Source organism: Pseudomonas sp. RP-B7, assembly GCF_059803535.1.
In genome coordinates, this window is the sequence record NZ_JAPFHC010000034.1 from 35,623 (window position 1) to 62,096 (window position 26,474).

Genomic DNA, 26,474 nt, shown 5'->3' on the forward strand with positions numbered 1-26,474 from the left:
ATCGGCGTTTGTCATATTTCAAAGCGTTACGCTCAGGGCTTTTTCATGAATGGAACATCCACCGTCAGCGAAGCCGGCGCATTGATCGCACGGCTGGACTGGGCGCAAAGCCCTCTCGGTGAAGCCAAAAACTGGCCGCAAAGCCTGCGTACGGCGGTGGATATTGTCGTCCACTCGCCGATGCCGATGCTCCTGCTGTGGGGCAGCCAACTGACCCAACTGTACAACGACGGCTTCGCCGCCCTGGCAGGCAACAAGCACCCACAGGCGCTCGGCCAGCCGGCGCACCAGACCTGGCCGGAATTGCACAGCTTTACCGCACCGATCTACGACGCGGTGCTCAGCGGCCAGGTACGCACGTTCAGCGAGCAGCCCTTCGTCCTGCAACGCAACAACCGCGACATGGAAATCTGGCTGGACCTGACCTACAGCCCGATCCGCGATGAAAGTGGCAGCGTGGCCGGCATCCTGGTCACCGCCATCGAAACCAACGAGCGCCGCAAGGCTCAGCACAACACCGAGCAACGCCTGCAACTGGCGCTGGCAGCGACGGACGCCGTCGGCACCTGGGATTGGGACATCGCCGAAGACCGCTTTATTGCCGACGCCCACTTCGCCTACCTGCACGGCGTCGACCCGGATACGGCCGAGCTGCTGCCGATCAGCGACTACCTGCACGGCGTGCATCCCGAAGACCGTGGCATGGTGACGCGCAGCATCAAGCACTGCATCACCTTCGGCACCGAGTACGCCGAGGAATACCGCCTGCAACAAGCCGACGGCACCGTGCGCTGGGTGTTCGCCCGCGGGCGTTGCTACAAGGACCATCAGGGCCGCCCGGCGCGCTTTCTCGGCGCCGCCCTGGACCTCACCGAACGCAAGCACACCGAACAGGCCCTGCGCCAAAGCCAGACCGAGCTGCAGTTGATCATCAACGCCATGCCGGTGCTGATCGGCTATGTCGACCACGAGCAACGCTTTCGCCTGAACAACAGCGCGTACCTGGACTGGTACGGCATGACGCCCCAGGAGCTGTACGGCAAGACCATCCGCGAAGTGCTCGGCGACGAGGTGTATGCCGGGCGCCAGGACCAGATCAACGCCGCGCTCAACGGCAAGGCATGCAGTTTCCTGACCATCACTCCACACCGCGACGGGCGCCCGCGCCATGCGCTGATGAAGTACCTGCCGCGCTTCAGCAACGACGGCTCGGTGAACGGCTTCTACATCTTTGTGATCGACGAGACCGAACGCAAACTCACCGAGGAAGCCCTGCGCCACCTCAACGAAAACCTCGAAGAGCGCGTGGCCCAGCGCACCCAGGCATTGGCCGAGGCCAACCAGCGCCTGCAAAACGAAATGTTCGAACGCGAGCGCGCCGAAGATGCGCTGCGCCATGCGCAAAAGATGGAAGCGGTCGGCCAGCTCACGGGCGGCATTGCCCACGATTTCAACAATATGCTCACCGGCATCATCGGCAGCCTGGACCTGATGCAGCGTTACATCGCCGCCGGGCGCAGTGAAGACATCGGCCGTTTTACCGATGCCGCCGTGTCCTCCGCCCATCGCGCCGCCGCCCTCACCCACCGCTTGCTGGCCTTCTCGCGGCGCCAATCCCTGGACCGCCGCCCGCTCGACCCGAACCAGCTGGTGGCGTCCCTTGAAGAGTTGTTCCGCCGCACCAAGGGCGCCCATATCAACCTCAAGGTGCAATTGGGCCACGACATCTGGCCGGTGAACACCGACGCCAGCCAGCTGGAAAACGCTCTGCTCAACCTGGTGATCAACGCCCGCGACGCCATGCCCGACGGTGGTGAACTGCTGATCGAAACCGCCAACAGCTACCTCGACGGCACCGACATCACCACCCTGGAACCAGTCAAAGCCGGTGACTACGTGATGCTCGGCGTATGCGACAACGGCTCCGGCATGGCACCGAAAATCCTCGCCAAGGCGTTCGACCCGTTCTTCACCACCAAACCCATCGGCCAGGGCACCGGCCTTGGGCTGTCGATGATCTACGGCTTTGCCCAGCAGTCCGGCGGGCACGTGACCATCCACAGCGAACCGGGCCAGGGCACCTGCGTGCGTCTGTACCTGCCGCGCCTGCATGGCACCGCGCTGGAAAGCAGCCTGCCGGCCAGCGTCGGTGAAGCGCCGGTGGCCCTGGCGGGTGAAGCCGTGGTGGTGGTCGAAGATGACCCGGCGGTGCGCATGCTGGTGGTCAATGTGCTCGGCGAATTGGGCTACACCGCGCATCAGGCGGCGGATGCACGCACCGCCTTGCCGCTGCTGGAATCGGATCTGCGCGTGGACCTGCTGGTCACCGACGTCGGCCTGCCGGGCATGAACGGCCGGCAATTGGCCGAGATCGCCCGCCAGCACCGCCCGGGCCTGCGCGTGTTGTTCATGACCGGTTACGCGGAAAAAGCCGCCGAGCGCCAAGGCTTCCTGGAGGACGGCATGGACATGGTGGCCAAGCCGTTTTCCATCGACCTGCTGGCCACGAAAATCCGCAGCATGATCAGCGTCGTCGAGTGAGTTCAGGCATAATCGCGCGCCGTTGCACGTACCTGGTAGAGATCAATGAAAGCCCAAGCCCGTCATATCCTGGTGAAAACCAGCGAAGAAGCCGAACAACTCAAACAGCGCATTGCCAAGGGCGAAGCCTTTGACGTGCTGGCCAAGAAGTACTCCACCTGCCCATCGGGCAAGCGCGGTGGGGATTTGGGCGAGATCCGGCCGGGGCAGATGGTCGGGGCGATTGATGCGGTGATCTTCAAGAAGCCGCTGCGGGTGGTGCATGGGCCGGTCAAGAGCAAGTTTGGGTATCACCTGGTGCAGGTGTTTTACCGGGATTGAGGGTTGGCTTGAGGCCGCTATCGCAGGCAAGCCAGCTCCCACAGGTGACCGCGTTTTGTTTGAAGGAATGCGGTCGAATGTGGGAGCCGGGCTTGCCCGCGATCCGCCGCAGGCGGCCATTCACCGAGGGATCAACGCCCCTGGTACTTGAATCACCCGACTCGCCAACCCATGCCCCGCCACCGCCGCTTGCTCCGGCGAGCCGCCCTTCAAGCGACTGGCCAGATACGCCGCACTGAACGAGTCCCCTGCCGCCGTCGTATCCACCACCTTCTCAACCTTCAGCGCCGGCACGGCAAAGTGCTCGCCCTTGAAACGGATCAGGCATTCCTGCGCGCCACGCTTGAGCACCACTTCGTCAATCCCCGGATACGCCGCAAACACCTGCTCACTGCTGGCATAACCAAACAACCCGCGCTCGTCATCTTCGGTCAGCAAGGCCATATCCACCTCGGCCAATACCTTGTGATAGGCCACACGCGCCGCTTCGACGCTGGCCCATAAACGCGGCCGGTAGTTGTTGTCAAACACCACCTTGCCCCCGCGCCGGCGGGTTTCGACCAGGGCTTGCAACAAGCGCTCGCGGCCGACTTCGCCGAGCACCGCCAGGGTGATGCCGCTGAAATACACCACGTCGTAGCCCGGCAAGGCCGCCAGGATCGGCGCGGCGGCAGGCGTGGTGAAGCAGTCGCGCACGGCGGCTTCGTTGCGCCAGTAAAGAAATTTGCGCTCGCCGCTGGCGTCGGTCTGGATGCAGTACAACCCCGGCAAACGTCCCGGCAGGCGCTGGACCATGTCCAGGCCGAGGCCTTCGTCGCGCCATTGCTGGCACATGGCGTCGCTGAAGCTGTCATCGCCCAGGGCGGTGACGTAATCGACGCGGCCTAGGCTGCCCAGCTCGCGGCGCAGGTACACCGCCGTGTTGAGGGTGTCGCCGCCGAAGCTCTGGTGCAGGCTGCCGTCGGCGCGGTGTTGCAGTTCGATCATGCATTCGCCGATGAGGGCGATGTGGGGGTGAGCAGTCATGATGGGGTCTCGGGTGTGGCTGATGGCCTCTTCGCGAGCAAGCCCGCTCCCACATTGGATTGGGTTCACAGATTTCTATTTGTGAATACCGTCAACTGTGGCAGCGGGCTTGCTCGCGAAGGGCTCGACTCGGTCTAGAAACAGGTATGCAAGCTCTCGACCACCTGCAACTGCTCATCCACCAGGCAACCCACCTGCCACTTGTCAAACGTCAGGCACGGGTGCGAAGTACCGAACGAAATAATGTCACCAATACGCAACTCAACCCCCGGCGCCACGCTCATGAACGCATGCTGGTCCATCACCGCCGTGACCTTGCACCCGCTCACATCCTCGCCCTCGGCGGGCACGATCCCGGCCTTGTAGCGCTTGAGCGGCACCGGCAACCCGGCGTCGTAGGCCACGTCGCGCTTGCCCAGGGCAACCACCGCGAAGCCCGGCTCGGGCAGCGATTGCACGTGGGCCCAGACTTCCAGCGCCGGGCGCAGGCCTTCGTTGAGGTCGCTGCGACGCTCGAGTACGCAGCATTGCGCGTCTTTGTAGATACCGTGGTCGTGGGCCACATAACTGCCGGGACGCAGCACGCTGAGGAAGCGGCCGGCGGCGTTTTGTGTTTCGAACGACTCGGCGATCAGGTCGTACCAGGCCGACCCCGATGCGCTGATGATCGGCTTGGCCAGGTCGAAAGAACCGTTGTTCTGCAAATCCACCGCCAGGCGCACCAGGCTCGCGGCAAAGTCGCGGATACCGCTGATAGCGTGCTCGCCGTGGATCACCCCTTCATAACCTTCGATACCGGTCAGCGCCAGGGCCGGCTGGGCCTGGATCGCCTTGGCCAGGTCGCGCACTTGCTGCTCGCTGCGGCAGCCGCAACGGCCGCCGACCACGCCGTATTCGATCATCACATTGAGGCGCAGGCCACGGGCGGCAAAGAACAGCCCGAGGTCGGCGACGTTGTCTGGATGATCGACCATGCAGTGGAAATCGAAATCCTTGTCCGCCAACAGGTCGGCGATCAACGCCATGTTCGGCGCACCCACCAGTTGGTTGGCCATCAATACGCGGCGAACGCCACCGGCGTAGGCAGCACGGGTCTGCACGGCGTTGGCCAGGGTAATGCCCCAGGCACCGGCGGCGATCTGACGCTGGAACAGCGCCGGCATCATGCTGGTCTTGCCATGGGGCGCCAGCTCGGCGCCACTGTTGCTGACGAACGTTTGCATCCAGCGGATGTTGTGTTCCAGGGCGTCGCGGTGCAGCACCAGGGCCGGCAGGCTGACGTCACGGACCAGATGGGCACCGACGGCGGCGGCGCCTTTTTCAACGGCATTGATGGCAGACATGAAATGCTCCTATTCGTTGATGCGACGGGCCAGGCTGTTGGCGCTGTCGATCAACACCCGGCGATAGTCGTTGTAGTTTTTCAGCGCATCGGCCCTTGGGGCGACGATGCACAGGGTCGCAATGCTGATGCCTTGCGCGTCCCGCACCGGGGCGGCAAAACAGTGGGTAAAGGTGTCGGCCACGCTGTCAAAGGAGAAGAAGCCATCGAGGGTGGCCTGGCGGATCTGTGCCAGGAAGGTCTCCAGCGGCAAGCGCTCACCGTCCGGCAGGATGAAATCGTCCTGGTCGATCAGGTCGATGATCTGCTGGTCGCTCAGATGCCCCAGCAGCAGGCGCCCGGAGGCCGTCCAGGGGATCGGCGCGTTTTCGCCGATGTCCGAAGAAATACGGAAATGCCGCTCGCCCTCGCGCATCAGCGCCACCGTGTATTTGCGCCCGTTGAGCAGGCACATCTGCGCGGTTTCGTGGGTCTGGCTGACGATTTCCTGCAAGGCGTGGTCGGCCTCGCGGGTCAGGTCGAAGTGGCGCAGGTGCGCCTGGCCGAGAAAATACAGCTGGCGACCAAGGTAGACGTGACCGTCTTTGCCTACCGTCTCCAGAATGCGTCGCTCCAGCAGCGAGGCGACCAGTTCGTAGACCGTGGACTTGGGGCTGCCGATGCCGCTGGCAATATCATTCGGGCGCAGGGGCTGGCCGATTTCCTTGAGGAAATCAAGAATATCGAACGCCCGGTCCAGGCCTTTGGCGCGGCGTTTGATGGTGTCTTCGGTCATGGCAGTTTTCGGTCCGGTCATAGTAGTAATGCTGCACAGTGAACCCCTGTGGGAGCGGGCTTGCCCGCGAAAGCGGTGGGTCAGTCAGGCATGGGTTGCCTGACACTCCGTCATCGCAGGCAAGCCAGCTCCCACATTGGCGCTGCGGGGGTCTTCAGATCGCTGCATTTAGCCTTTTTTCTTGTAGGCCACGCAATCGATCTCCACCTTGCAATCGACCATCATATTGGCCTGCACACAGGCGCGCGCCGGTGCGTGTTCCGGGGTGAAGTATTCGCCGAACACCTTGTTGAAACTCCAGAAGTCCCGTGGGTCTTCCAGCCATACGCCAACGCGGACCACGTCTTTGAGTTCGTAGCCGGCTTCTTCGAGGATCGCTACCACATTGCGCATGGTCTGCCGGGTTTGCTCGACGATGCCACCGTTGATGATTTCACCGTCCACCGCTGGCACTTGGCCCGAGACGTAGAGCCAGCCGTCCGCTTCCACCGCACGGGCGAAAGGACGTGGCTGGCCGCCGCCGGCAGTGCTGCCGGTGCCGTAACGAGTAATGCTCATAAAAATAGCCTCCTGATTAAAAACGAATGTTCTTGAGAAATTCCGCCAGGCGCGGCGATTGCGGGCGCTCGAAGATGTCCTTCGACGAGCCCTGCTCTTCAATGCGGCCCTGGTTCATGAAAACGATCTTGTCGGACACTTCATAGGCGAAGCGCATTTCGTGGGTGACCAGCAACATGGTCATGCCCTCTTCCGCCAGGCCCTTGATCACGCTGAGCACTTCGCCAACCAGTTCCGGGTCGAGGGCCGAGGTGACTTCATCGAACAGCATCAGGCTGGGGTTCATCGCAATCGCCCGGGCAATCGCCACGCGCTGTTGCTGGCCGCCGGAAAGCTGGCCGGGGAAATGGTTGCGCCGCTCCAACAAGCCTACGCGGTCGAGCCATTTTTCCGCCAATGCCACGGCTTCGTCCTTGCCCATCTTCTTGACCTTGAGCAGGCCGAGGGTGACGTTTTGCAACGCGGTCAAATGGGGGAACAGGTTGAACTGCTGGAACGCCATGCCGGTCATTGCGCGGTGCTGGGAGATCACGCGCTCAGGGTGACGCACGCGCTTGCCGGCGATTTCGCTGTAGCCGATGGACTCGCCGTCAAGCGTGATCTGCCCGCCCTGAAACTCTTCCAGCAGGTTGACACAGCGCAGCAGCGTGGTCTTGCCCGAGCCGCTGGAGCCGATCAACGTGACCACGTTGCCGCGCTGCATGCTCAGGTCGACGCCCTTGAGTACTTCCACGTCGCCGTACTGTTTACGCAGGCCGCGAATGTTGAGCAGTGCTTGCTCTGTTTGAGGTTGGTTCATGGCAAGGCCACCCGCTTTTCAATGTAGCGCCCGAATAACTCGATGGCGTAGTTGATGACAAAGAACAGAAACCCGGCGAACAGATAGAACTCCAGGGTCATGAAGGTACGCGCGATGACTTGCTGGGTACTCAACAGCAACTCGGCCACGCCGATGACCGAAAGCAAAGTCGAGGCCTTGACGATTTCCGTGGAGGAATTGACCCACGTCGGCAGGATCTGCCGCAGTGCCTGTGGCAGCAGCACGTAGGCCAGGGACTGTTGGAATGTCAGGCCAATCGCCTTGCCCGCTTCCAGTTGCCCACGGGGGATGGCTTGCAGCGCGCCGCGCACGATCTCCGAGACGTGAGAACCGCAAAACAGTGTCAACCCGACCGCACCGGCCTGGAACGCGCTGATTTGCCAACCGAGCGCCGGCAGCATGTAGAAACACGCGAGCACCAGCACAAACACCGGCGTGCCACGGATCAGATCCACATACAGGCGAAACGGCGCCCGCATCCAGAACTTGCCGTAGGTCAGGATCAACCCGGCGACGATGCCGATCAGGGTGCCGAAGATAATCGCCAGCGCTGACACATACACGCTGGCTTGAAAGCCCGCCCACAGGGTATCCCGGGCGATCCACAACTCATGCAACCAGCTGGGGGACTCGTACATGGGAACCCTCCTTAACGACGGATCGCCAGACGCTGTTCCAAGTAACGGAGCAGCATGGCAATGAGGTAACAGGCAGCCACGTAGAGCGCTGTCGTGACCAGCCAGGTTTCAATCACCCGGTAGCTTTCGACGTTGATCTTGCGGGCGTAATAGGTTAGCTCCGGCACCGCAATGGCAGCGGCCAGCGAGGTGTCCTTGAACAGCGAAATAAAGTTGTTCGACAGCGCCGGCAGCACGTTGCGCAGCATCACCGGCACGGTGATGTAGGCACGGATGCGCCACTCGCCCAGGCCGATGGCCAGGCCGGCTTCACGCAACCCCTTGGGAATATTCAACAGCCCGGCACGGAATACTTCGGTCAGGTAGGCACCGGCGTACAGCGACAGCGTGATTATGAAGGACGGGATTTTGTCGAGGCGGATGCCCAACGACGGCAGCGCAAAGTAGATCAACAGGATCAGCACCAGGATCGGCGTGTTGCGCACCACTGTCACGTACACCGAGGCGAAGATTCGCAACGCGCGGTGCTTGGACAGCATGGCAAACGCCATCAGCAGGCCGATCACGCAACCGATGGCGATCGACAGCAGTGCCAGCTGTAGGCCCAGGCCGAGCCCCGCCAGCAAAGTGTCGAAATCGCGCCACACGGCGGCAAAGTTCAACTGATAGTTCATGGTCAGCAATACCTAATAGGGGCGCCGTTCGCGGCGCCCCGGTTGTCACGAATCACTTGAACTCGACAGGAAAACCAATCGCCGGCGATGGCAGATCGACGCCGAACCACTGCTTGAACGAGGCTTGGTAGGTGGGGAACTCGACACCGGTCATGGCTTCATGCAGGGCGGTGTTGACGAAGTTCAGCCAGTCCTGGTCGCCACGCTTGACCGCGCACGCGTAGGTCTGCGGGCTCCAGGCGTAGGTCGGGCTGCGATAGCGGCCAGGGTTCTGCACCATCAGGTATTTGACCGAGGACTGGTCGGTGGCGGCGGCATCGGCGCGGCCGGAGTTCACAGCCTGGTACATCAGGTCGACGCTGTCGTATTGGTCGACCTTGGCTTTTGGCAGGGCCTGATGCACCAGTTCTTCGGCGTAGACGTTTTGCAGCACCGCCACGGTAACGCCGTCGCCAGCGGCTTGCAGGTCTTCAATCTCTTTGTACTTGCTGTTGTTCGGCAATAGCAGGCCGACGCCTTCGCGGTAGTACGGCAGGGTAAACGCGACCTGCTGAGCGCGGCTGGCGGTGACGGTGATGAACTGGCAACTCATGTCGACCTTGTTGGTCAGCAGGTTGGGAATCCGTGCGTCGGACGACTGCACCACAAATTCGACTTTGCTCGGGTCGTTGAACAACCCCTTGGCCACGATGCGGCCGATGTCGATATCAAACCCCTGCAACTTGCCATCCGCTCCCTGGAAGTGCCACGGCGCATTGGTACTGCCTGTACCCACGATCAAGTGCCCACGCTTGAGCACATCATCGAGCTTGCTGTCCGCCGCCTGCACTTGGCTTGCGAGGGACGCCGAGGCGGCGAAGAGAAAAACACACGCTTTGAATACGGAAGGTCGGTGATGCATGACAAGCACTCCAGGAGTTGTGTATTCCGCTATACCGGAACTTAGTATGTAACAACGGAATAGACAGCAGAAAGTGTGCCACACGCCGAAATAGAAAAATACGCGGGGAATAAATTCTTTATAAATCAGCCAGATAAATCGTCGCGGGCAATACGGCGATACGCCAGCATCTGCGCCCACCGTGCTACCCCAGGCCACACACTGCGGTGACAGGCCCCAGTCGGGCGCGCCAAAACAGCGTTACCGCGCACCGTTGCGGTGCGCGCGCACCGTGGAAAAATCCCCATGCTCGGCTAGCCTTTGCACATGCCCGCCTACAAGGACCGTGCCCTGATGAAGTTTCGTCTTACCCTGGTTTTGCTTTCCTTGCTGGTGGCCGGCAGCGCCTGCGCCAGCAACGATCGCCGCGACTGCAAGGAAGAACTGCGCAAGCTCAAGGACACCTTGAGCACCAACTACACCAGCCAGAACCACCACGGCTATCGCCAGGCCAAGGCCTCGCGGGACAATCTGGAATACAAGAAATGCGCGAGCCAGGCGCGCAAGGCCCGCGAGCGCTTGGAGCGTGACCGGGACCTGTGAAGATTGACAGTAGACGCTGCTCAATCCTCGATTTAGCGTTGGCGACAACTACCGCCGCGCAAGAGGAAGGCTGTCATGGGACTTGCCACTGCGACGATTGCCAATGCCGAGGACTACCGACAGGTACTGAGCAGCTCACGCCCAGTATTTTTGCTGTTTGTTTCAGCCCGCTGCCCCGCTTGTTCTCAGGCCGTGCCGCTGTTTGAAAGGGTTGCCGCCAACTACCCCGAGGTCGTGAGCATGGTGCTTGACTGTGAAAACACTCCTCGCCACCCGGAGGTAAAGGGCACCCCGACCTGGTTGATCTACCTCAACGGAGAGTTGAAAGAGGCATTCAAGGGTTTAGGCGCCCCAGAAGGTCAAGACCAATTCGTTGAAGACACGTTCGCCCGCTACGCCTGCTAGTCCTTGCACACCCCTGATGGCCATCTACGCGGCTCAAGGCAGTCTCGACCGAACCCGGGTAAGGATGGCGACATCCTCAACCCGGTGCCGTTCAAGGCCAACCGGGCGCTGTATGTGTCAACACACGCAGGCAAGGACTGCTTTACGGTTCACGCACCATCGTCACCTGAGTGACCCGTCGCTCTTCGACCGCGGCCACGGTCAGGCGCCAGCCTTCGTACGCCAGGCTGTCGCCGACCATTGGCAAGCGGTCCAGCAGGCTCATCACCAGGCCGGCGAGGGTCTGGTAATCCTCGGTCGCCACTGCCTGAAAGCCGGTACGCTGGCGCAGTTGGTTCAGGTTCATTGCGCCATTGGCACGGAACCCGGCGCCCTCCTCGACAATATCCGGCCCCTCGATTTCGCTGGCATCCGGCAATTCACCGGCGATGGATTCAAGGATGTCGGTCATGCTCAACACGCCCATGAAGTCACCGAACTCGTTGATCACGAAGGCGATGTGGGTGGACTCCTGGCGCATCTGCTCCAGGGCGTTGAGGATCGAAAAACTCTCCAGCAGGTTGATCGCCCGGCGTGCCAGGTGTTCCAGGTTCGGCTGGTTGCCGGCCAGGTATTCCTTGAGCAGTTCCTTCTTGTGCACAAAACCCAGCGGTTCATCCACCGCGCCGTTGCGGATCAACGGCAGACGCGAGTAGGACGAATGCATCAGTTTCAGGCGAATCGTCTCTGCATCGTCCGCCAGATCGATGTAATCAACCTTGGCGCGCGGCGTCATCAGCGTACGAATCGGCCGCTCGGCCAATTGCAGCACACCGCTGATCATCACGCGCTCGCGGCGATCAAACAGCGGGCCCTGGGCGGTATCGGGCTCACCAAGCAAGTCGGCCACCTCTTCACCAACCTCTTCCACCGCCAGGCTGCGACCGCCCAGCAAACGCATTACCGCATGGGCGGTGCGCTCACGCACCGGCAGCACGCCTTGCGCCGACTTCTTGCGGCGGGCACGGGCAATCTGGTTGAACACCTCGATCAGGATCGAAAAACCGATGGCCGCATACAAGTAGCCCTTGGGAATATGGAAGCCCAGGCCTTCGGCGGTCAGAGCGAAACCGATCATCATCAAGAAGCCCAGGCAGAGCATGATCACCGTCGGGTGCGCGTTGACGAAGCGGGTCAACGGCTTGCTCGCGACGATCATCAGGCCGATGGAAATGATCACCGCGATCATCATCACTGCCAACTCATCGACCATGCCCACGGCGGTGATCACCGCATCGAGGGAGAACACCGCGTCGAGCACCACGATCTGCGCCACGATCGGCCAGAACATCGCGTAGGCCACATTGCCCGTACGCTGGGCCACATGGCCTTCGAGGCGCTCATGCAATTCCATGGTGGCCTTGAACAACAGGAACACACCACCAAACAGCATGATCAGGTCGCGACCGGAGAAGCTCTTGTCGAACACTTCGAACAACGGCTGGGTAAGCGTCACCAACCACGAAATACTTGCCAGCAAGCCCAGGCGCATCAGCAACGCCAGGGACAAACCGATCAACCGCGCACGGTCACGCTGCTCCGGCGGCAGTTTGTCTGCCAGGATGGCGATAAACACCAGGTTGTCGATACCCAGCACCAGTTCCAGCACAATCAAAGTCAACAGGCCGAGCCAGGCCGTTGGATCCGCTAACCATTCCATTTATAGAGTCTCTTTGTTCGATTATCAGAATGCCGGACACGGCAATGCGCGGTCAGTGGACCGGGACAAGACTAGCAGTCGAAATACGGGGTGCTTGAGCGGAAACGGCGGCAGCGGATGTCTTGGGGAAAGACGACTGGGGGGCTCCGAGAGGGTGTTCATGCAAGTCCTGCGACAAGAAAAGGACTTGAATCGTACAACCGCAAAGCAAATTTCCTACAGCGCAAAACTATTACAAGATCTGTAATCATGTCCGGCCGGCCGCCTTGGCCAACTGGATAAACCGCGCCACGGCGGGGGCTTTTTCGAAGCGCCGGTGGATCAGCGACAACCACGAAGACGCCTCACTGCCTTGAATCGGCCGGTAGACCACGTTCGGCAAGGCCACATGCCCCACCACCGATGACGGCACCACCGCCACCCCTTGCCCCAGCGAAACCAGCGCCAACACCGCGACCAAACCACCTGGCTGCGGGCCCAGGCGTGGCGCAAAACCGCCCTGGGTCGCGACATGCAGCGTGCCGCTGATCTGCTCGGGCAAGATGAAGGTTTCATTTTGCAGGTGTTCACAACCGATGGCCTTCAGGCCCAGCAGCCAGGAATCCTGGGGCAGTGCGAGGACAAAACCTTCACTGTCCAGGCGCACCGCTTCTACGCCATCGGGCAGGGTCATGGGCGAACGAACGTAGCCGATGTCATAGCGCCCATCCGCCACCGCGCCCGGCAGCGTAGCCATGGCGCACTCGCGCACATTCACACTGACATCGGCAAATGCCTGGCCGAACGCCTGCATCTGCCGTTGCAACAGCCCGCTATACACCGCGGACGCCACATAGCCCAACTCGATATGGCCGATTTCACCACGCCCGGCTCGCTGGGCCTTACGCTGAGCGAGCTCGAATTGGCGCACGGTAGCTTCGGCTTCCGGCATCAGGGCCGCGCCCGCTTCGGTCAGGCTGACCTCGCGCTGTTGACGGATAAACAAGCGCGTACCCAGAGCGGTTTCCATGTCCTGGATCTGCCGACTCAAGGTCGGCGGCGCGATCCCCAGTTGTTCGGCGGCGCGGGTGAAGTTGCAGTGCCGGGCAACAGCCAGGAAATAGCGGAAATGGCGGATGTCCATCGCAGGGTTAGCTCAAAGGTAATGAAGTTGTACCTGGCGCCTAACAAAGGCGCCAAGTGCTGGCGATAAGCTGGGACTATCCTAACAGCACAGAGCCTTTGCGATGCATATCCACTTCAAACCACTCATTGCCTGCAAGGTAATCGGATCATGAACCCGGTCAGCCCGCGCCTGACCCTGTTGACCGCTTCCGGCGTCTGCTCGCTGATTGTGCTCGACACCAATATCGTCGCCGTGAGCCTGCCGAGTATCGCCCGCGACCTTGGGGCCAACTTCGCCGACATCGAATGGGTGGTCAGCGCCTACATGCTCGCCTTCGCCGCGCTGCTGTTGCCGGCCGGCAGCCTCGCCGACCGTTTCGGGCGCAAACGCTCGCTGGTCTGGGGCCTGGGTATTTTTATCCTCGCCTCCCTAGGCTGTGGCGCCGCCCCGACCGCGTTGCTGCTGGATGTCGCACGTGCTGTCAAAGGCGTCGGCGCCGCGCTGTTGCTGACCGCGGCCCTGGCGTCCATCGGCCATACCTTCCACGATGAAGTGGAGCGTGCCAAGGCCTGGGCGTTCTGGGGTGCGTGCATGGGAGTGGCGATGACCACCGCGCCGACCCTGGGCGGCTTGATCACCGAGTACCTGGGCTGGCGCTGGATTTTCTACCTCAACCTGCCTGTGGGCCTGGCGCTGATGGCTCTGGTGCTGCGCGCGATCCCGGAATCCCGCGATACCCAATCGGCCCGGCTCGATCCGTGGGGCAGCCTGGCCTTCAGTGCCAGCCTGTTGTGCCTGATCTGGGGACTGATCGAAGCGAACCGCATAGGTTGGGACAGTCCGCTGACCTATGCACGCCTGCTGGGTGGTGCAGTGCTGTTGGGCGTGTTTGTGCTGGTCGAACGCTTGCAACAGCGACCGATGGTGGACTTGCAACTGTTTCGTCATCCGCGCTTTATCGGCGCGTTGCTGGGGATGTTTGCCTACGCCGGTTGTGCCCAGGTGATGATGACATTACTGCCGTTCTACCTGCAGAACGGCCTGGGTTTCTCCGCAATCACTTCGGGCCTGGGCATGCTGCCATTTGCCCTGACTATGCTGGTGTGCCCACGCATCGGCGCACGCCTGGCCGGACGCTTTGCGCCTGCGACCATGATGGCCATCGGTTTGACCCTGGTGGGCTGCGGCAACCTGCTCAGCGCCTGGGCGGTGAATGTGGGGGGCTACCTGCCCTTCGCCCTGGCGATTGCCATCACTGGCGCCGGCGCGGGTTTGCTCAATGGCGACACCCAGAAAAACATCATGGCCTGCGTGCCGCGCGACCGCGCCGGGATGGCCTCGGGGATGAGTACCACCATGCGTTTCAGCGCGATCATGCTGGCCATTGGGGTATATGGCGCGCTGCTCAATAGTCAGAGCGAGCAGTTGTTGAGCACGAGCATCGGTAGGCAGTGGCAGGCGCAAGTGGCCGGCATAGCGTCGCGGGTGGTGGCGGGCGATATGCCGGCGGCGATGGCGCTGTTACCGGAGCCAGCACGCGCCAGTGTGCAACCGTTGGCCCGGCAGGCGTTTGTCGGTGGGTTTGGCGGGGTGCTGTGGGTCGCAGGATTATTGGGGTTGCTAGGGGCGCTGGTGGTGGGCATGTTGATGCGACACCCGATCAATCTGGGAGCGGGCGTGCGTGGGAGCGGGCTTGCTCGCGAATGAGGAGTGTCAGTCGCTAAATCCGGTGACTGGTACACCGCTTTCGCGAGCAAGCCCGCTCCCACACAAGCCCGCTCCCACAAGGGATCACTTGGATCCGAGGGGTCGGGTTACCAGAACCGCTGCTGGGTCAGACGGTTCCACCAGGTCAGCAGCACCCGGTCCACGGAACCGCTGGCCGCCAGGCCGACACGTTCCTGCAAGCTCTTGCGCTCGGCATAGTGCAGGTGGAACACCTCGGCGGTCTTGGCCTTGGTCGCCAGGTATTCGTCGCTGGTTTGCAGCTCATCGACCAGTTGCTTGTCCAGCGCTGCAACACCCAGCCACACCTCTCCGGTCGCGACTTCATCAATCGCCAACTGTGGGCGATAGCGCGACACGAAGTTCTTGAACAGTTGATGGGTGATGTCCAGGTCTTCCTGGAACTTCTCGCGGCCCTTCTCGGTGTTTTCGCCAAACACCGTGAGGGTGCGCTTGTACTCGCCGGCGGTCAGCACTTCAAAGTCGATGTCGTGTTTTTTCAGCAGGCGGTTGACGTTGGGCAACTGCGCCACCACGCCAATCGAACCGAGAATGGCAAACGGGGCGCTGATAATTTTCTCGCCGATGCACGCCATCATGTAGCCGCCGCTGGCCGCAACCTTGTCGATGCACACGGTCAACGGCACGCCCGCCTGGCGGATCCGCGCCAGTTGCGACGAGGCCAGGCCGTAGCTGTGCACCATGCCGCCGCCGCTTTCCAGGCGCAGGACCACTTCGTCCTTAGGCGTGGCGAGGCTGAGCAACGCGGTGATTTCATGGCGCAGGCTCTCGGTGGCCGAGGCCTTGATGTCGCCGTCGAAATCCAGCACGAACACCCGTGGCTTGGCCTCGGGCTTTTTCTTGCTGTTCTTCTTTTCGGCTTTGCTTTCGGACTTGCGCAGGGCCTTGAGCTGGTCCTTGTCGAGCAGGGTTGATTCCAGGCGCTCACGCAGGCCCTTGTAGAAATCATTGAGTTTGCTGACCTGCAATTGGCCGGCGGACTTGCGACGACCTTTGCTGCGCAATGCCGCGAAGCTGATCAGTACCACCAGAATAGCGACCACCAGGGTGACGGTCTTCGCCAGAAAGCTCGCGTATTCGGCCAGGAAATCCATGTTTCTCCTTACAAGTGCAGTGCGCCAGGCGCGGATTGCCCAAGCATACCGGCGGCACCGCGTTCGAGCCAGTGATCAAACCGCCAGCAACGGAGCGTTCCAACGAGCTTTTAAAACAAGCGTATGTTTTTCCATTGACAGCTCGCAGGCATCCCCATAACCTCGCCAGACTTTCAACGTACCGGGAAAACGGACGTGGGCAGCATCTATCTGATTCGACATGGCCAAGCCTCCTTCGGTGCAGACGACTATGACGTCCTGTCGCCCGTCGGCGTGGAACAAGCGCAAGTGCTCGGGCGCCACCTGGCCGAACTGGGCCTGACGTTCGACCGCTGCATCGCCGGCGACCTGCGTCGCCAGCAGCACACCGCCAGCGCCGCGTTCGATCAATACAGCGCCCTCGGCCTGCCGGTGCCGGCCTTGGAGGTAGACAGCGCCTTCAACGAGTTCGACGCCGATGCGATCATCCGCGCCCTGCTCCCCGACCTGCTCACCACCGAACCCGAAGCCCTGGAGATCCTGCGCAATGCCGCGCAGAACCGCAGCGAATTCCAGCGCATCTTCGCCCTGATCATCGAGCGCTGGCTGGCCGGCACCTATGATCCGCCGGGCCTGGAAAGCTGGCTGGGGTTTGTCGAGCGGGTCCAGGGTGGCCTGCAGCGCATTCTTGAAGCGGCGGACAACGCGCAGAAAATCGCCGTGTTCACCTCCGGCGGCACCATCACCGCCCTGCTCCACCTGATTACCCGGATGCCCGCTGCCCAGGCCTTCGAACTGAACTGGCAAATTGTTAACACCTCGCTCAACCAGCTGAAATTCCGCGGTCGCGAGGTGGCCCTGGCTTCCTTCAACAGCCACTCCCACTTGCAACTGTTGAAGGCGCCGCAACTCATCACCTTCCGATGAGCTGCGGCCAACCGTGACCCCAAGGTCACTGGACTCACCATAAAAGGATCGAAACCATGACTGACGTAGCCAAAGCTGTAGAAGCAATGAAAGCCAAATTCAACCCAAGCGCCGCTGACGGCCTGGACCTGGTATTCGGTTTCCGCATCGACGACACCAAGAACTTCTCGCTGATCGTCAAAGACAAGACCTGCGAACTGCAGGAAGGCGAAAACCCAGACGCACAAGTAACGCTGGTCATGGACAGCGAAACCCTGGAAGGCATCGTTGACGGTTCCACCGACGGCATGCAGGCCTTCATGGGTGGCAAGCTGCGCACCGAAGGCGACATGATGCTGGCAATGAAGTTGAGCGAGCTGTTCCCTTCCTGATTCACGGGCAACCCTGAATCCCTGTGCGGGCGTGCTTGTGTGGGAGCGGGCTTGCTCGCGAATGCGGACTATCAGTTGATCGATCTGTGACTGATACACCGCCTTCGCGAGCAAGCCCGCTCCCACATTTTGCTCCACCACAGACCTTAGGATTTCGGTTGCAGCAACAACGCCACCAACGCACTCCACCCCGTCTGATGCGACGCCCCCAGGCCGCGCCCTGTCTCTCCATGGAAATACTCATGGAACAACACCAGGTCACAACTCGCCGGGTCCGCCTGCAACTGCGCATACCCCGCCATCGATGGCCGCAGGCCATTTTCATCGCGTAGAAACAACCCCGTCAGCCGCTCACTGAGCCCGTCAGCCACGTCCTCAAGCGACGCCAGATAACCACTGCCCGTGGGGTACTCCACGGAGAAGTTGTCGGCGTAGTAGCGGTGAAATTCCCGCAGCGATTCGATCAGCATGTAATTCACCGGCATCCACAACGGCCCGCGCCAGTTGGAATTTCCGCCGTACAACCGCGAATCGGATTCACCAGGCTGGTAGCTGGCACACAGGGTGTTGCCATTCATCTTCAGGGCCAGCGGTTGCTCGGCAAACGCCTTGGACAGGGAGCGCACACCAAACGCCGACAAAAACTCACGTTCATCCAGCATGCGCCGCAGCAGGTCCTTGGTACGTTCGCCGCGCAGCAGTGCCAGCAACAGGCGATTGCCCTGCCCCGGCTCGTTCCACCGCGAGACCAATTTGGCCAGGTCCGGGCGGTGCTTCATAAAGCCCAACAAACGCTCGCGCAACCCTTCCAGACCTTCATGCTCGCGCTGCTCCAGCACCAGCACCGCAAACAGCGGCATCAGCCCGACTATCGAACGCAGGCGCACCGGTTCATTGTTGCCGTCTGGGCGGCGCAGCACATCGTAGAAGAACAGGTCCTGCTCATCCCACAGACCTTCGGCGCTGTCATCCACGCGATTGATGGCGCCAGCGATATACAGGAAGTGCTCGAAAAACTTCACCGCGATGTCGACGTACACCACATTTCGCCTGGCCAGCTCCAGAGCCATGCGCATCAAGTCAAGGGCATATGCCGCGACCCACGCCGTGCCATCCGCCTGATCCAGCTGATACCCCGGCGGCAGCGCGGCCGAGCGGTCGAACAAGGCAATGTTGTCCAAGCCGAGGAAACCACCCTGGAACAGGTTGCGCCCCTCGGCATCCTTGCGATTGACCCACCAGGAAAAATTCAACAGCAGCTTGTGGAAGATCCGCTCCAGGAAGTCCATGTCGCCTACGCCGGTCAGCGCCTTATCCTGCTGATACACGCGCCAACTGGCCCAGGCATGTACCGGTGGGTTGGCGTCGTCGAAGCGCCACTCATACGCCGGCAACTGGCCATTGGGGTGCATGAAGCGGTCTTTGACCAGCAGCAGCAATTGTTTCTTGGCGTAGGCCGGATCAATCAGCGCAATCGCCACCGCCTGGAAGCCCTGGTCCCAGGAGGCATACCAGGGGTACTCCCAGGTGTCGGGCATGGACAGGATGTCGAAGTTGGACAGGTGCCGCCAATGGCTGTTGCGGATATGCAACCGCTCGGCCGGCGGCGCGGGCTGGGCTGGGTCGCCGTCGAGCCATTGGTTGACGTCGAAATAATACAGCTGCTTGGACCACAACAAACCGGCCAATGCCTGACGCTGTACGTTGCGTGCATCCTCAGACGCGATGCCCTGTTGCAAGGCTGCGTAGAAATCGTCGGCCTCCTGGCGCCGCAGCTCAAACAGCTTGCGCGCATTGACCTCAGGCGCGGCCACCGGCGCAAAACGCAGGTAGAGGGTTGTGCTTTGCAAGCCTGCCAATTCGAGGACGAACCGCGCAGCGACCTTGGTGCCGCTGTCCCGCCGGATCGCCGATTGGACGCCGCCCACCACATAATCGTTGATCCCGTCCTTGAACGGCCCCGGCGCCGGTAGCCCATCCAAACGTGGGTGGTTACTCTCGTTCTCACAGAACAACCACTCCACCCCATCCTGGCCCCAGGCACTGAGGTAACGATCCGGCAGCTCATGATGACGCGCTAGCACCTGTTCGCCGTCGAGTACCAGGCGCGGCACTGGCGCATCAAAGGTCCAGCTCCAGTCGTTGCGCGCCCACACCTGGGGCAATACCTGCAAGCGTGTCGGCTGATCCGAACGGTTGTGCACGGTGACGCGCATGAAAATATCGTCGGGCTGATGCTTGGCGTATTCGACGCTGACATCGCAGTAACGGTTGTCTTCAAACACCCCGGTGTCGAGGATTTCGTATTCGGCATCGCCCAGCCCACGGCGGGCGTTCTCGGCGATCAAGTCGGCGTAGGGAAAGGCCGCGTGCGGGTATTTATACAGCATGCGCATGTAGGCATGACTCGGCACGCCATCGACGAAAAAGTACAGTTCCTTGACGTCCTCGCCGTGGTTGCCCTCGGCGTTGTTCAGGCCGAACAGACGTTCCTTGATGATCGCGTCGCGCTCGTTCCACAGCGCCAGGCCCAGGCACCAGCGTTGCGCGTTGTCGCTGAAACCGGCCAGGCCATCCTCGCCCCAACGGTAGGCGCGGCTGCGCGCATGTTCGTGTGGGAAATACGCCCAGGCGTCGCCGTCGGCGCTGTAGTCCTCGCGTACCGTGCCCCACTGGCGCTCGCTTAAATACGGGCCCCACTCGCGCCAGCGCTCGGCGTCCTGAGTCGCCAGGCGCTGGCCTTCGGTGGTGTCGGTTATTCGGGTTACGGGCGTGGCCGTCATGCGGTCCTCCGGCGCCTACAAGGTAGGGAGCAGTGTAGGACCCATCCACACCCGTGTGCACATGAAGGTTTAGAAGATCGCGTAGGTGTAGTTGAAGATCAGGCGGGTTTGATCCTGATCGGCAGTACCAGTGTTCTTGCCGTGGTAGGTGCCAGTCCGCAAAGTCGTCCCGAAACCTTTCAGAGGACCGGCCTGCACAACGTAGTCCAGACGGAAGTCGGCTTCGTTTTCTTTCTGGTCAGGGCCACCAGCCACCTTGGACTTGATGTCCCGGCCATCCAGGTAAGCCACGGAAGCCTTCAGGCCGGGCACGTAGGCCTTGAAGTCATACGAGTACTGACCAAAGTTGACCTGCTCGCCCGCACGGGAGAACTGGCCGACCACGGCGTCGGTGAACAGGTAGAAATCGCTGCCGCCAGCACCCTGCGCATGCGGGTCGGCCAGGCTGCCCTGGTTCACCCACACAAAGCCGCCGTCGTCGCCCACGCCAATATGGCCAAGCATCAGGCTGCTGCCGCCCAGTTGGTAGGTGAAGGCCGCACTGTAGGTTTTGTTGTCCACTTCATTGGCGTGCTTGGCGTAGCCACCGTTGTTGTTGAACTGGTAGCCACTCTGGCCGTTCTTGCCGTCACTGCTGCTGTCGAAGTAGCGCAGGTCGGTCTTGAACGATTGGTCATTGCCCAGCGGCAATACGTGGACCAGGCCGAAGTAGTTCTGTTTGTAGAAGTCTTGGAGTTGGGCGTAGTAGTACTGCAGCGTCAGGTTTTTCGCGATGACGTTGTCGGAGGAACCAAACGGCTTGTAGTCCACCCCACCGAACTTGAAGCTGTCGCTGTCGCGCTGGCCACCCGCCACGCTCAAACCTGTGGAATTGCTGGAGGCACGGCCTTCGACGCGGTTCAGTTCACCCCCGGTGAAGGTGACGTTGGGAATATCGCTGGAGGTGAGGATGCCGCCGTCAAAGGTTTGCGGGGCCACACGGCTATCGTTGGACACCAGGATCGGCAACACCGGCGCCAGGCCGCCACCGACATGCAACTCGGTCTGGGAAATGCGGAACTTCACATTGCCTGCCGCGCGTCCAAACGCATCGGCGGGTTCGGTGCCGTTGTTCTTGGTCGGGAAGAAGCTGTTGCCATTGCCCGCCAGGCCTGCGCCCGCCGTATGGCCATCGCCACCGTCCAGACGCAGGGCGCCAAAGGCCATCACGTCGAAACCGACACCAACGGTGCCCTGGGTGAAACCGGACTTGTAGTCAAAGCGCAGCGCGGTGGCGGCTTCACGCAGATCGTTGTTGGTCCCCGAACGGTTATCGGCGCTGTAGTACATGGTCCGCGAACTCACGGACGCATGGCTGTCCTCAAGGAAACCGCTGTGTCCGTTGCCGGTGCCCAGCGAACCGAGCCCGAAATCATCTGCCCAAGCCTGTTGTGCAAGAACGGCGGCGGTGATGGATAACGCCAGTGTAGAAATTTTCATTAACGACGGCCCCTGAACATTTTTTTATGTGTGTGATGTGCGAAACGGCGTTTTCATCCCTGCGAACGTGACGATTCTTTCATGCCGGATGGGGCCGACTCCGTGAAGAATTAGTTAGGAAAACCGTCGGAAAATGAAATTCTTCGTTGGCGGTTTTTTGTCATATTCACGTCATCTCATTCATTTGCAGAATGAAGTCCTGAAGATTCTTCGTTTGCGCACGCACCCCCTGCCCAACAAAATCCTGGCATCGGCTACGTCCACCACCATCGTCATCAGGAATTTTTCTATGCCCAGCACCGCACATGTCAGCCCCGACGAGATCCGCAAGGGCTTTTCCAAGGCCATGTCCGACATGTACCGAGATGAAGTTCCGCTGTATGGCGCACTGATGGCGCTGGTGGCCGAGACCAACACCCGCGTGCTCGAGGCCCAGCCGGACCTGGCGCAACAACTGCAACGCACCGGCGAAATCCAGCGCCTGGACATGGAACGTCACGGCGCCATCCGCCTGGGCACCGCCTTCGAACTGGCAACCATCGGCCGTCTGTTTGCAGTGATGGGCATGCAACCGGTGGGCTACTACGACCTGACCCCAGCCGGCGTGCCGGTGCATTCCACCGCGTTCCGCGCCGTGCATGAGCAGGCGCTGCAAACCAGCCCGTTCCGCGTGTTCACCTCGCTGCTGCGCCTGGAACTGATCGACAACCCCGAGCTGCGCGCCTTCGCCGAAACCGCCCTGGCCAAGCGCTCAATCTTCACCCCTGGCGCCCTGGCGCTGATCGAACAAGCGGAAAAGGCTGGCGGCCTCAACGCCGTGGATGCCGAGGAATTTATCCTCCAGGCCCTGGAAACCTTCCGCTGGCATCACACCGCCACTGTCACCCGCGCGCAGTACCAGCAACTCAGCGACCAGCACCGCCTGATCGCCGACGTGGTGGCGTTCAAGGGCCCGCACATCAACCACCTGACCCCGCGCACCCTGGACATCGACCAAGTCCAGGCCGCCATGCCCGGCAAGGGCATCACGCCCAAGGCTGTGATCGAAGGCCCGCCGCGCCGCCAGTGCCCGATCCTGCTGCGCCAGACCAGCTTCAAGGCCCTCGACGAAGCCATCGCCTTCACCGACGCCAGAGGCAGCCACAGCGCCCGCTTCGGCGAAATCGAACAACGCGGCGTAGCCCTGACCCCCAAAGGCCGTGCGCTGTATGACCAGTTATTGAATGCCGCACGCGATGAACTGGGCGCGTTCCCCAACGAGGGCAATGCCGCACGCTACATGCAACTGATGGAACAGCACTTCCAGGCCTTCCCCGACAACCACGCACACATGCGTGAACAGGGTCTCGCCTACTTTCGCTACTTCGCCACCGATGCCGGCCTGGCGGCCCGTGGCCAAGCCGATCAACCACGCACACTGGAGGCACTGATCGCGGCAGGTCATGTGACAGTGGAGCCGTTGGTGTACGAAGACTTCCTGCCGGTAAGCGCGGCGGGGATTTTTCAGTCGAACCTTGGGGATGCCGCGCAGAGTCATTACGCGGCCAATTCAAACAAGGCGGAGTTCGAGAAGGCGTTGGGGCGCCGGACGATTGACGAGTTGGAGTTGTATGGCGAGACGCAGCAGCGCTCGATTGAGGAATGCACTCAGGCGCTGCTCGCCTGAAACAAGATACCCGCCCGGCTCACCAGCGTAATCCTTACGCCGTATTCGCCCCCAGAGCCCCAAGAGCCGGGTGGGTGACGGGCATCATAGGCAGCAACAGGGTTGCTGTCCGTAAGATCAATCTGAACAAATATGTCCGCCCCTTCTGTAGGGCGTGAGGCTTCATTCAGCCCAACTGCTCCACAATCCTATCCTTGACCAACAACCGTTTCTTCTTCAGCTTCTCCACATCCTCATCGCTGGCACTGGCCGCTTCTGCCTTCAGAACCTCTTTGTCGGCATCCTCGTATTGAGTGAGCAGCGCATCCAGACGCTTGTCGCCCGCCCTGCGTTCATGAACGGCTTCCTTGCTCCAACCCAAGTCCTGATACAGGTCGTGTTTCACTGGCATGACGTACCTCCGCATGTTGATCAATGGCTTACGCCCTTGAAGCTAGACCATTGCAAGGGGGGTGTCATGTTTGCGGTCACGACACTGTTCAAAATTCTGGGGCGGGCTTTTGGGGGAGCGGGCTTGCTCGCGAAGGCTGATGCTCAGGCCAGCTCCCGGGCCAAGAACGGCGCGGTGCGGCTGGTTTTGCTTCTGGCCACTTGCTGCGGCGTGCCACACGCCACCACATTCCCCCCCAGATCTCCCGCCCCCGGCCCGATGTCGATCACCCAGTCACTTTGCGCCACCACACGCATCTCATGTTCCACCACCACGACGCTGTGCCCCGCGTCCACCAGCTGATTGAGTTGGCTGAGCAGGCGGTCCACGTCCCGCGGATGCAGGCCGGTGGTGGGTTCGTCCAGGACGTACAGGGTCGCGCCCCGGGCATTGCGTTGTAGTTCGGTGGCCAACTTGATGCGTTGCGCCTCGCCGCCGGACAGTTCAGTCGCCGGCTGTCCCAGGCGCAGGTAACCCAGACCGATGTCACGCAAAACCTGCAACGACCGCAGTACCCCCGGTTGCTCGGCAAATACGTCAACGGCCTGTTCCACCGTCAACCCCAGCACCTGGGCAATATTCAGGCCTTGCCATTGGATGGCCAGTGTCTCGGGGTTGTAGCGCGCGCCATGGCAGGTCGGGCACGGTGCGTAGACGCTGGGCATGAACAGCAATTCCACGCTGACAAACCCTTCACCCTCGCAGTTCGGGCAACGGCCCTTGGCGACGTTGAAGGAGAATTGCCCGGCGTCGTAATCACGTTTTTTCGCCGCCGGTGTCGCGGCAAACAGTTTGCGCACCTGATCGAACAAGCCGGTGTAGGTCGCAAGGTTGGAACGCGGGGTGCGGCCGATGGGTTTCTGGTCCACCTGCACCAGGCGACGGATCTGCTCCAGCCCGGCGCTGATGCGCCCACCGCTGGTTTGCGGGGCGGCGTCTTCCAGGCTCTGTTCTTCATCACTTTCCACGCTGCGCCCTAGGCCACTGCCCACCAGATCCAGCAGGGCCTGGCTGACCAGGCTGGACTTGCCCGACCCGGAAATCCCGGTAACCGCGGTAAAGCAGCCCAGCGGGAAGTCCACGCTCAGCGCGCGGAGATTGTTGCGCGTCACGCCTTCCAGTTTCAGCCAGCCGCTGGGCTCGCGACTCACCCGTGGCAAGGCGCTTTTTTCCGCGAACAGGTATTCACGGGTCTGTGACGCTTCAACCTGCGCCAGCCCGGCCGGTGGCCCGCTGTACAGGACTTGCCCGCCATGCTCGCCCGCCGCCGGGCCCACATCGATCAGCCAGTCGGCGCGGCGCATGGTTTCCAGGTCATGCTCGACCACAAACAACGAGTTGCCCGCCGCCTTCAAGCGTGCGAGCGCGGTGAACAATGCCTCACCATCCGCCGGGTGCAGCCCCGCCGACGGCTCGTCGAGCACATAGATCACGCCAAACAGCTGCGAGCCCAATTGCGTCGCCAGCCGCAAGCGCTGCAACTCGCCGGACGACAACGTCGGCGTGCTGCGCTCCAGGGACAAATAGCCCAAACCCAGCTCGGTCAAGGTGCTGACACGCTCCAGCAGGTCCTGGGCGATGCGTTGGGCGGCCAGGCGCTTTTCCACCGACAGTTGCATGCTGTCCTGCCCCGCCGCCACCGGCCGCAACAGCTCGGCCAGCTGGGTCAAGGACAGTTGCGACAACTCGCCAATGTCCACCCCGGCAAACTTTACCGACAGCGCCGCCTTTGTCAGCCGCTTGCCCTCGCATAAGGGGCAGGCGCTGCCCTGCATGAACTGCGACACACGCTTTTTCATCAGCGCGCTTTGGCTGTGGGTGAAGGTGTGCAGCACGTAACGCCGCGCCCCGCTGAAGGTGCCCTGGTAACTCGGCTCCAGCTTGCGCTGCAACGCTTCGCGGGTCTGCTCCGGGGTGAGCCCTGCATACACCGGCACGGTGGGGGTTTCTTCGGTGAACAGGATCCAGTCGCGCTGCTTTTTCGGCAGCTCACGCCACGGGATGTCCACGTCATACCCCAGGGTCACGAGGATGTCGCGCTGGTTCTGGCCTTGCCACGCCAACGGCCAGGACGCCACCGCGCGCTGGCGGATGGTCAGCGACGGATCGGGCACCATCAGCGCCTCGGTCACTTCATACACACGCCCCAGGCCGTGGCATTGCGGGCAGGCGCCTTGGGGCAGGTTCGGCGAAAAATCCTCGGCATACAGCATCGCCTGCCCCGGCGGATAACTGCCGGCGCGGGAGTAGAGCATGCGGATCAGGCTCGACAAGGTGGTGACGCTGCCCACCGACGAGCGCGCGTTTGGCGTACCGCGCTGTTGTTGCAGGGCTACGGCGGGCGGCAGGCCTTCGATGGAGTCCACATCCGGCACGCCGACCTGGTCGATCAGCCGCCGCGCATACGGCGCCACCGATTCGAAATAGCGCCGCTGCGCCTCGGCATACACCGTGGAAAACGCCAGGGACGACTTACCCGAGCCCGACACCCCGGTGAACACCACCAGGGCATCCCGCGGGATGTCCACGTCGACGTTGCGCAGGTTGTGTTCGCGGGCGCCACGCACCCGCACGAAACCGTGGAATTGAGGGGTGTTGCGCTGTGAAGTCAT

The 26,474-nt window shown here is 61.7% G+C and carries 23 protein-coding genes; 8 read left to right on the forward strand and 15 right to left on the reverse strand.

Features of this window, described 5'->3' with window-relative positions:
- Positions 1-45: 45 nt before the first annotated feature.
- Together OPU96_RS24130 and OPU96_RS24135 are read left to right on the forward strand one after the other, a co-directional pair.
- Positions 46-2,541, forward strand: a complete 2,496-nt coding sequence (locus tag OPU96_RS24130) for a hybrid sensor histidine kinase/response regulator (RefSeq protein ID WP_226457320.1) — start codon at positions 46-48, stop codon at positions 2,539-2,541.
- Between the two features lie 45 nt (positions 2,542-2,586).
- A complete protein-coding gene (locus OPU96_RS24135) occupies positions 2,587-2,862 on the forward strand; it encodes a peptidylprolyl isomerase (RefSeq protein ID WP_046383114.1) in 276 nt (91 codons plus the stop codon).
- Positions 2,863-2,982: 120 nt separating this feature from the next.
- Here OPU96_RS24135 and OPU96_RS24140 read toward each other — a convergent pair whose 3' ends face one another.
- From OPU96_RS24140 to OPU96_RS24175, 8 genes are all read right to left on the reverse strand, one after another.
- Positions 2,983-3,888 carry a sugar kinase gene (locus OPU96_RS24140; RefSeq protein ID WP_226457319.1) on the reverse strand — a complete coding sequence of 302 codons (906 nt, stop codon included), beginning with the start codon at positions 3,886-3,888 and terminating at the stop codon, positions 2,983-2,985.
- A 134-nt stretch (positions 3,889-4,022) separates the two neighbouring features.
- Positions 4,023-5,231, reverse strand: a complete 1,209-nt coding sequence (locus tag OPU96_RS24145) for an amino acid deaminase (RefSeq protein WP_192300827.1) — start codon at positions 5,229-5,231, stop codon at positions 4,023-4,025.
- 9 nt (positions 5,232-5,240) lie between these two features.
- Positions 5,241-6,005: an IclR family transcriptional regulator gene (locus tag OPU96_RS24150; RefSeq protein ID WP_226457318.1), complete on the reverse strand. Its 765-nt coding sequence runs from the start codon at positions 6,003-6,005 to the stop codon at positions 5,241-5,243.
- A 168-nt stretch (positions 6,006-6,173) separates the two neighbouring features.
- Positions 6,174-6,563: a RidA family protein gene (locus tag OPU96_RS24155; protein ID WP_078742925.1), complete on the reverse strand. Its 390-nt coding sequence runs from the start codon at positions 6,561-6,563 to the stop codon at positions 6,174-6,176.
- A gap of 16 nt (positions 6,564-6,579) precedes the next feature.
- A complete protein-coding gene (locus OPU96_RS24160) occupies positions 6,580-7,362 on the reverse strand; it encodes an amino acid ABC transporter ATP-binding protein (protein ID WP_226457317.1) in 783 nt (260 codons plus the stop codon).
- The gene (locus OPU96_RS24165) at positions 7,359-8,021 is read right to left on the reverse strand and encodes an amino acid ABC transporter permease (RefSeq protein WP_017737241.1); all 663 of its coding nucleotides are present in this window, start codon (positions 8,019-8,021) and stop codon (positions 7,359-7,361) included. Before OPU96_RS24165 ends, OPU96_RS24160 begins: the two co-directional genes overlap by 4 nt.
- 11 nt (positions 8,022-8,032) lie before the next feature.
- On the reverse strand, positions 8,033-8,695 hold the full coding sequence (locus tag OPU96_RS24170; RefSeq protein WP_124526745.1) for an amino acid ABC transporter permease: 663 nt from the start codon (positions 8,693-8,695) through the stop codon (positions 8,033-8,035).
- Between the two features lie 52 nt (positions 8,696-8,747).
- Complete coding sequence (locus tag OPU96_RS24175) at positions 8,748-9,596, reverse strand: transporter substrate-binding protein (protein ID WP_192300823.1); 849 nt, start codon at positions 9,594-9,596, stop codon at positions 8,748-8,750.
- A 333-nt stretch (positions 9,597-9,929) separates the two neighbouring features.
- Here OPU96_RS24175 and OPU96_RS24180 point away from each other — a divergent pair, with 333 nt between their 5' ends.
- Positions 9,930-10,178 (forward strand): hypothetical protein, encoded by a 249-nt coding sequence (locus tag OPU96_RS24180; protein WP_226457315.1) that lies wholly within the window; start codon positions 9,930-9,932, stop codon positions 10,176-10,178.
- A gap of 75 nt (positions 10,179-10,253) precedes the next feature.
- Positions 10,254-10,583 carry a thioredoxin family protein gene (locus OPU96_RS24185; protein WP_498559829.1) on the forward strand — a complete coding sequence of 110 codons (330 nt, stop codon included), beginning with the start codon at positions 10,254-10,256 and terminating at the stop codon, positions 10,581-10,583.
- 142 nt (positions 10,584-10,725) lie between these two features.
- Here OPU96_RS24185 and OPU96_RS24190 read toward each other — a convergent pair whose 3' ends face one another.
- Both OPU96_RS24190 and OPU96_RS24195 read right to left on the reverse strand, forming a co-directional pair.
- Positions 10,726-12,282 carry a TerC family protein gene (locus OPU96_RS24190; RefSeq protein ID WP_192300820.1) on the reverse strand — a complete coding sequence of 519 codons (1,557 nt, stop codon included), beginning with the start codon at positions 12,280-12,282 and terminating at the stop codon, positions 10,726-10,728.
- Between the two features lie 247 nt (positions 12,283-12,529).
- Positions 12,530-13,405 (reverse strand): LysR family transcriptional regulator, encoded by an 876-nt coding sequence (locus tag OPU96_RS24195; protein WP_226457313.1) that lies wholly within the window; start codon positions 13,403-13,405, stop codon positions 12,530-12,532.
- A gap of 150 nt (positions 13,406-13,555) precedes the next feature.
- On the opposite strand from OPU96_RS24195, the gene OPU96_RS24200 reads away from it, so the two are divergent.
- A complete protein-coding gene (locus OPU96_RS24200; protein WP_498559830.1) occupies positions 13,556-15,094 on the forward strand; it encodes an MFS transporter in 1,539 nt (512 codons plus the stop codon).
- Between the two features lie 107 nt (positions 15,095-15,201).
- Here OPU96_RS24200 and sohB read toward each other — a convergent pair whose 3' ends face one another.
- Positions 15,202-16,227, reverse strand: coding sequence for a protease SohB (gene sohB, locus OPU96_RS24205; protein WP_226457311.1), 1,026 nt, complete (start codon positions 16,225-16,227; stop codon positions 15,202-15,204).
- Between the two features lie 195 nt (positions 16,228-16,422).
- On the opposite strand from sohB, the gene OPU96_RS24210 reads away from it, so the two are divergent.
- On the forward strand, positions 16,423-17,133 hold the full coding sequence (locus OPU96_RS24210) for a histidine phosphatase family protein (protein WP_226457310.1): 711 nt from the start codon (positions 16,423-16,425) through the stop codon (positions 17,131-17,133).
- A gap of 56 nt (positions 17,134-17,189) precedes the next feature.
- A complete protein-coding gene (locus tag OPU96_RS24215) occupies positions 17,190-17,504 on the forward strand; it encodes an SCP2 sterol-binding domain-containing protein (RefSeq protein WP_192300815.1) in 315 nt (104 codons plus the stop codon).
- A 146-nt stretch (positions 17,505-17,650) separates the two neighbouring features.
- Here the strand turns inward: OPU96_RS24215 and OPU96_RS24220 are convergent, their stop codons facing one another.
- Both OPU96_RS24220 and OPU96_RS24225 read right to left on the reverse strand, forming a co-directional pair.
- On the reverse strand, positions 17,651-20,287 hold the full coding sequence (locus tag OPU96_RS24220; RefSeq protein WP_498559831.1) for an MGH1-like glycoside hydrolase domain-containing protein: 2,637 nt from the start codon (positions 20,285-20,287) through the stop codon (positions 17,651-17,653).
- A gap of 69 nt (positions 20,288-20,356) precedes the next feature.
- Positions 20,357-21,766: an OprD family outer membrane porin gene (locus OPU96_RS24225; protein ID WP_226457308.1), complete on the reverse strand. Its 1,410-nt coding sequence runs from the start codon at positions 21,764-21,766 to the stop codon at positions 20,357-20,359.
- Between the two features lie 289 nt (positions 21,767-22,055).
- On the opposite strand from OPU96_RS24225, the gene hglS reads away from it, so the two are divergent.
- A complete protein-coding gene (gene hglS / locus OPU96_RS24230) occupies positions 22,056-23,432 on the forward strand; it encodes a 2-oxoadipate dioxygenase/decarboxylase HglS (protein ID WP_305390990.1) in 1,377 nt (458 codons plus the stop codon).
- Positions 23,433-23,598: 166 nt separating this feature from the next.
- Here hglS and OPU96_RS24235 read toward each other — a convergent pair whose 3' ends face one another.
- Entirely contained in the window at positions 23,599-23,823 is a 225-nt protein-coding gene (locus tag OPU96_RS24235; protein WP_226457306.1) for a DUF465 domain-containing protein, read from the reverse strand.
- Between the two features lie 143 nt (positions 23,824-23,966).
- On the reverse strand, positions 23,967-26,474 hold the full coding sequence (uvrA, locus tag OPU96_RS24240; protein ID WP_498559832.1) for an excinuclease ABC subunit UvrA: 2,508 nt from the start codon (positions 26,472-26,474) through the stop codon (positions 23,967-23,969).

Coding starts and splice junctions, on each gene's coding strand:
- OPU96_RS24130 (WP_226457320.1), top strand. CDS start 46: ATGAATGGAACATCCACCGTCAGCGAAGCCGGCGCATTGATCGCACGG.
- OPU96_RS24135 (WP_046383114.1), top strand. CDS start 2,587: ATGAAAGCCCAAGCCCGTCATATCCTGGTGAAAACCAGCGAAGAAGCC.
- OPU96_RS24140 (WP_226457319.1), bottom strand. CDS start 3,888: ATGACTGCTCACCCCCACATCGCCCTCATCGGCGAATGCATGATCGAA.
- OPU96_RS24145 (WP_192300827.1), bottom strand. CDS start 5,231: ATGTCTGCCATCAATGCCGTTGAAAAAGGCGCCGCCGCCGTCGGTGCC.
- OPU96_RS24150 (WP_226457318.1), bottom strand. CDS start 6,005: ATGACCGAAGACACCATCAAACGCCGCGCCAAAGGCCTGGACCGGGCG.
- OPU96_RS24155 (WP_078742925.1), bottom strand. CDS start 6,563: ATGAGCATTACTCGTTACGGCACCGGCAGCACTGCCGGCGGCGGCCAG.
- OPU96_RS24160 (WP_226457317.1), bottom strand. CDS start 7,362: ATGAACCAACCTCAAACAGAGCAAGCACTGCTCAACATTCGCGGCCTG.
- OPU96_RS24165 (WP_017737241.1), bottom strand. CDS start 8,021: ATGTACGAGTCCCCCAGCTGGTTGCATGAGTTGTGGATCGCCCGGGAT.
- OPU96_RS24170 (WP_124526745.1), bottom strand. CDS start 8,695: ATGAACTATCAGTTGAACTTTGCCGCCGTGTGGCGCGATTTCGACACT.
- OPU96_RS24175 (WP_192300823.1), bottom strand. CDS start 9,596: ATGCATCACCGACCTTCCGTATTCAAAGCGTGTGTTTTTCTCTTCGCC.
- OPU96_RS24180 (WP_226457315.1), top strand. CDS start 9,930: ATGAAGTTTCGTCTTACCCTGGTTTTGCTTTCCTTGCTGGTGGCCGGC.
- OPU96_RS24185 (WP_498559829.1), top strand. CDS start 10,254: ATGGGACTTGCCACTGCGACGATTGCCAATGCCGAGGACTACCGACAG.
- OPU96_RS24190 (WP_192300820.1), bottom strand. CDS start 12,282: ATGGAATGGTTAGCGGATCCAACGGCCTGGCTCGGCCTGTTGACTTTG.
- OPU96_RS24195 (WP_226457313.1), bottom strand. CDS start 13,405: ATGGACATCCGCCATTTCCGCTATTTCCTGGCTGTTGCCCGGCACTGC.
- OPU96_RS24200 (WP_498559830.1), top strand. CDS start 13,556: ATGAACCCGGTCAGCCCGCGCCTGACCCTGTTGACCGCTTCCGGCGTC.
- sohB (WP_226457311.1), bottom strand. CDS start 16,227: ATGGATTTCCTGGCCGAATACGCGAGCTTTCTGGCGAAGACCGTCACC.
- OPU96_RS24215 (WP_192300815.1), top strand. CDS start 17,190: ATGACTGACGTAGCCAAAGCTGTAGAAGCAATGAAAGCCAAATTCAAC.
- OPU96_RS24220 (WP_498559831.1), bottom strand. CDS start 20,287: ATGACGGCCACGCCCGTAACCCGAATAACCGACACCACCGAAGGCCAG.
- OPU96_RS24225 (WP_226457308.1), bottom strand. CDS start 21,766: ATGAAAATTTCTACACTGGCGTTATCCATCACCGCCGCCGTTCTTGCA.
- hglS (WP_305390990.1), top strand. CDS start 22,056: ATGCCCAGCACCGCACATGTCAGCCCCGACGAGATCCGCAAGGGCTTT.
- OPU96_RS24235 (WP_226457306.1), bottom strand. CDS start 23,823: ATGCCAGTGAAACACGACCTGTATCAGGACTTGGGTTGGAGCAAGGAA.
- uvrA (WP_498559832.1), bottom strand. CDS start 26,474: ATGACTTCACAGCGCAACACCCCTCAATTCCACGGTTTCGTGCGGGTG.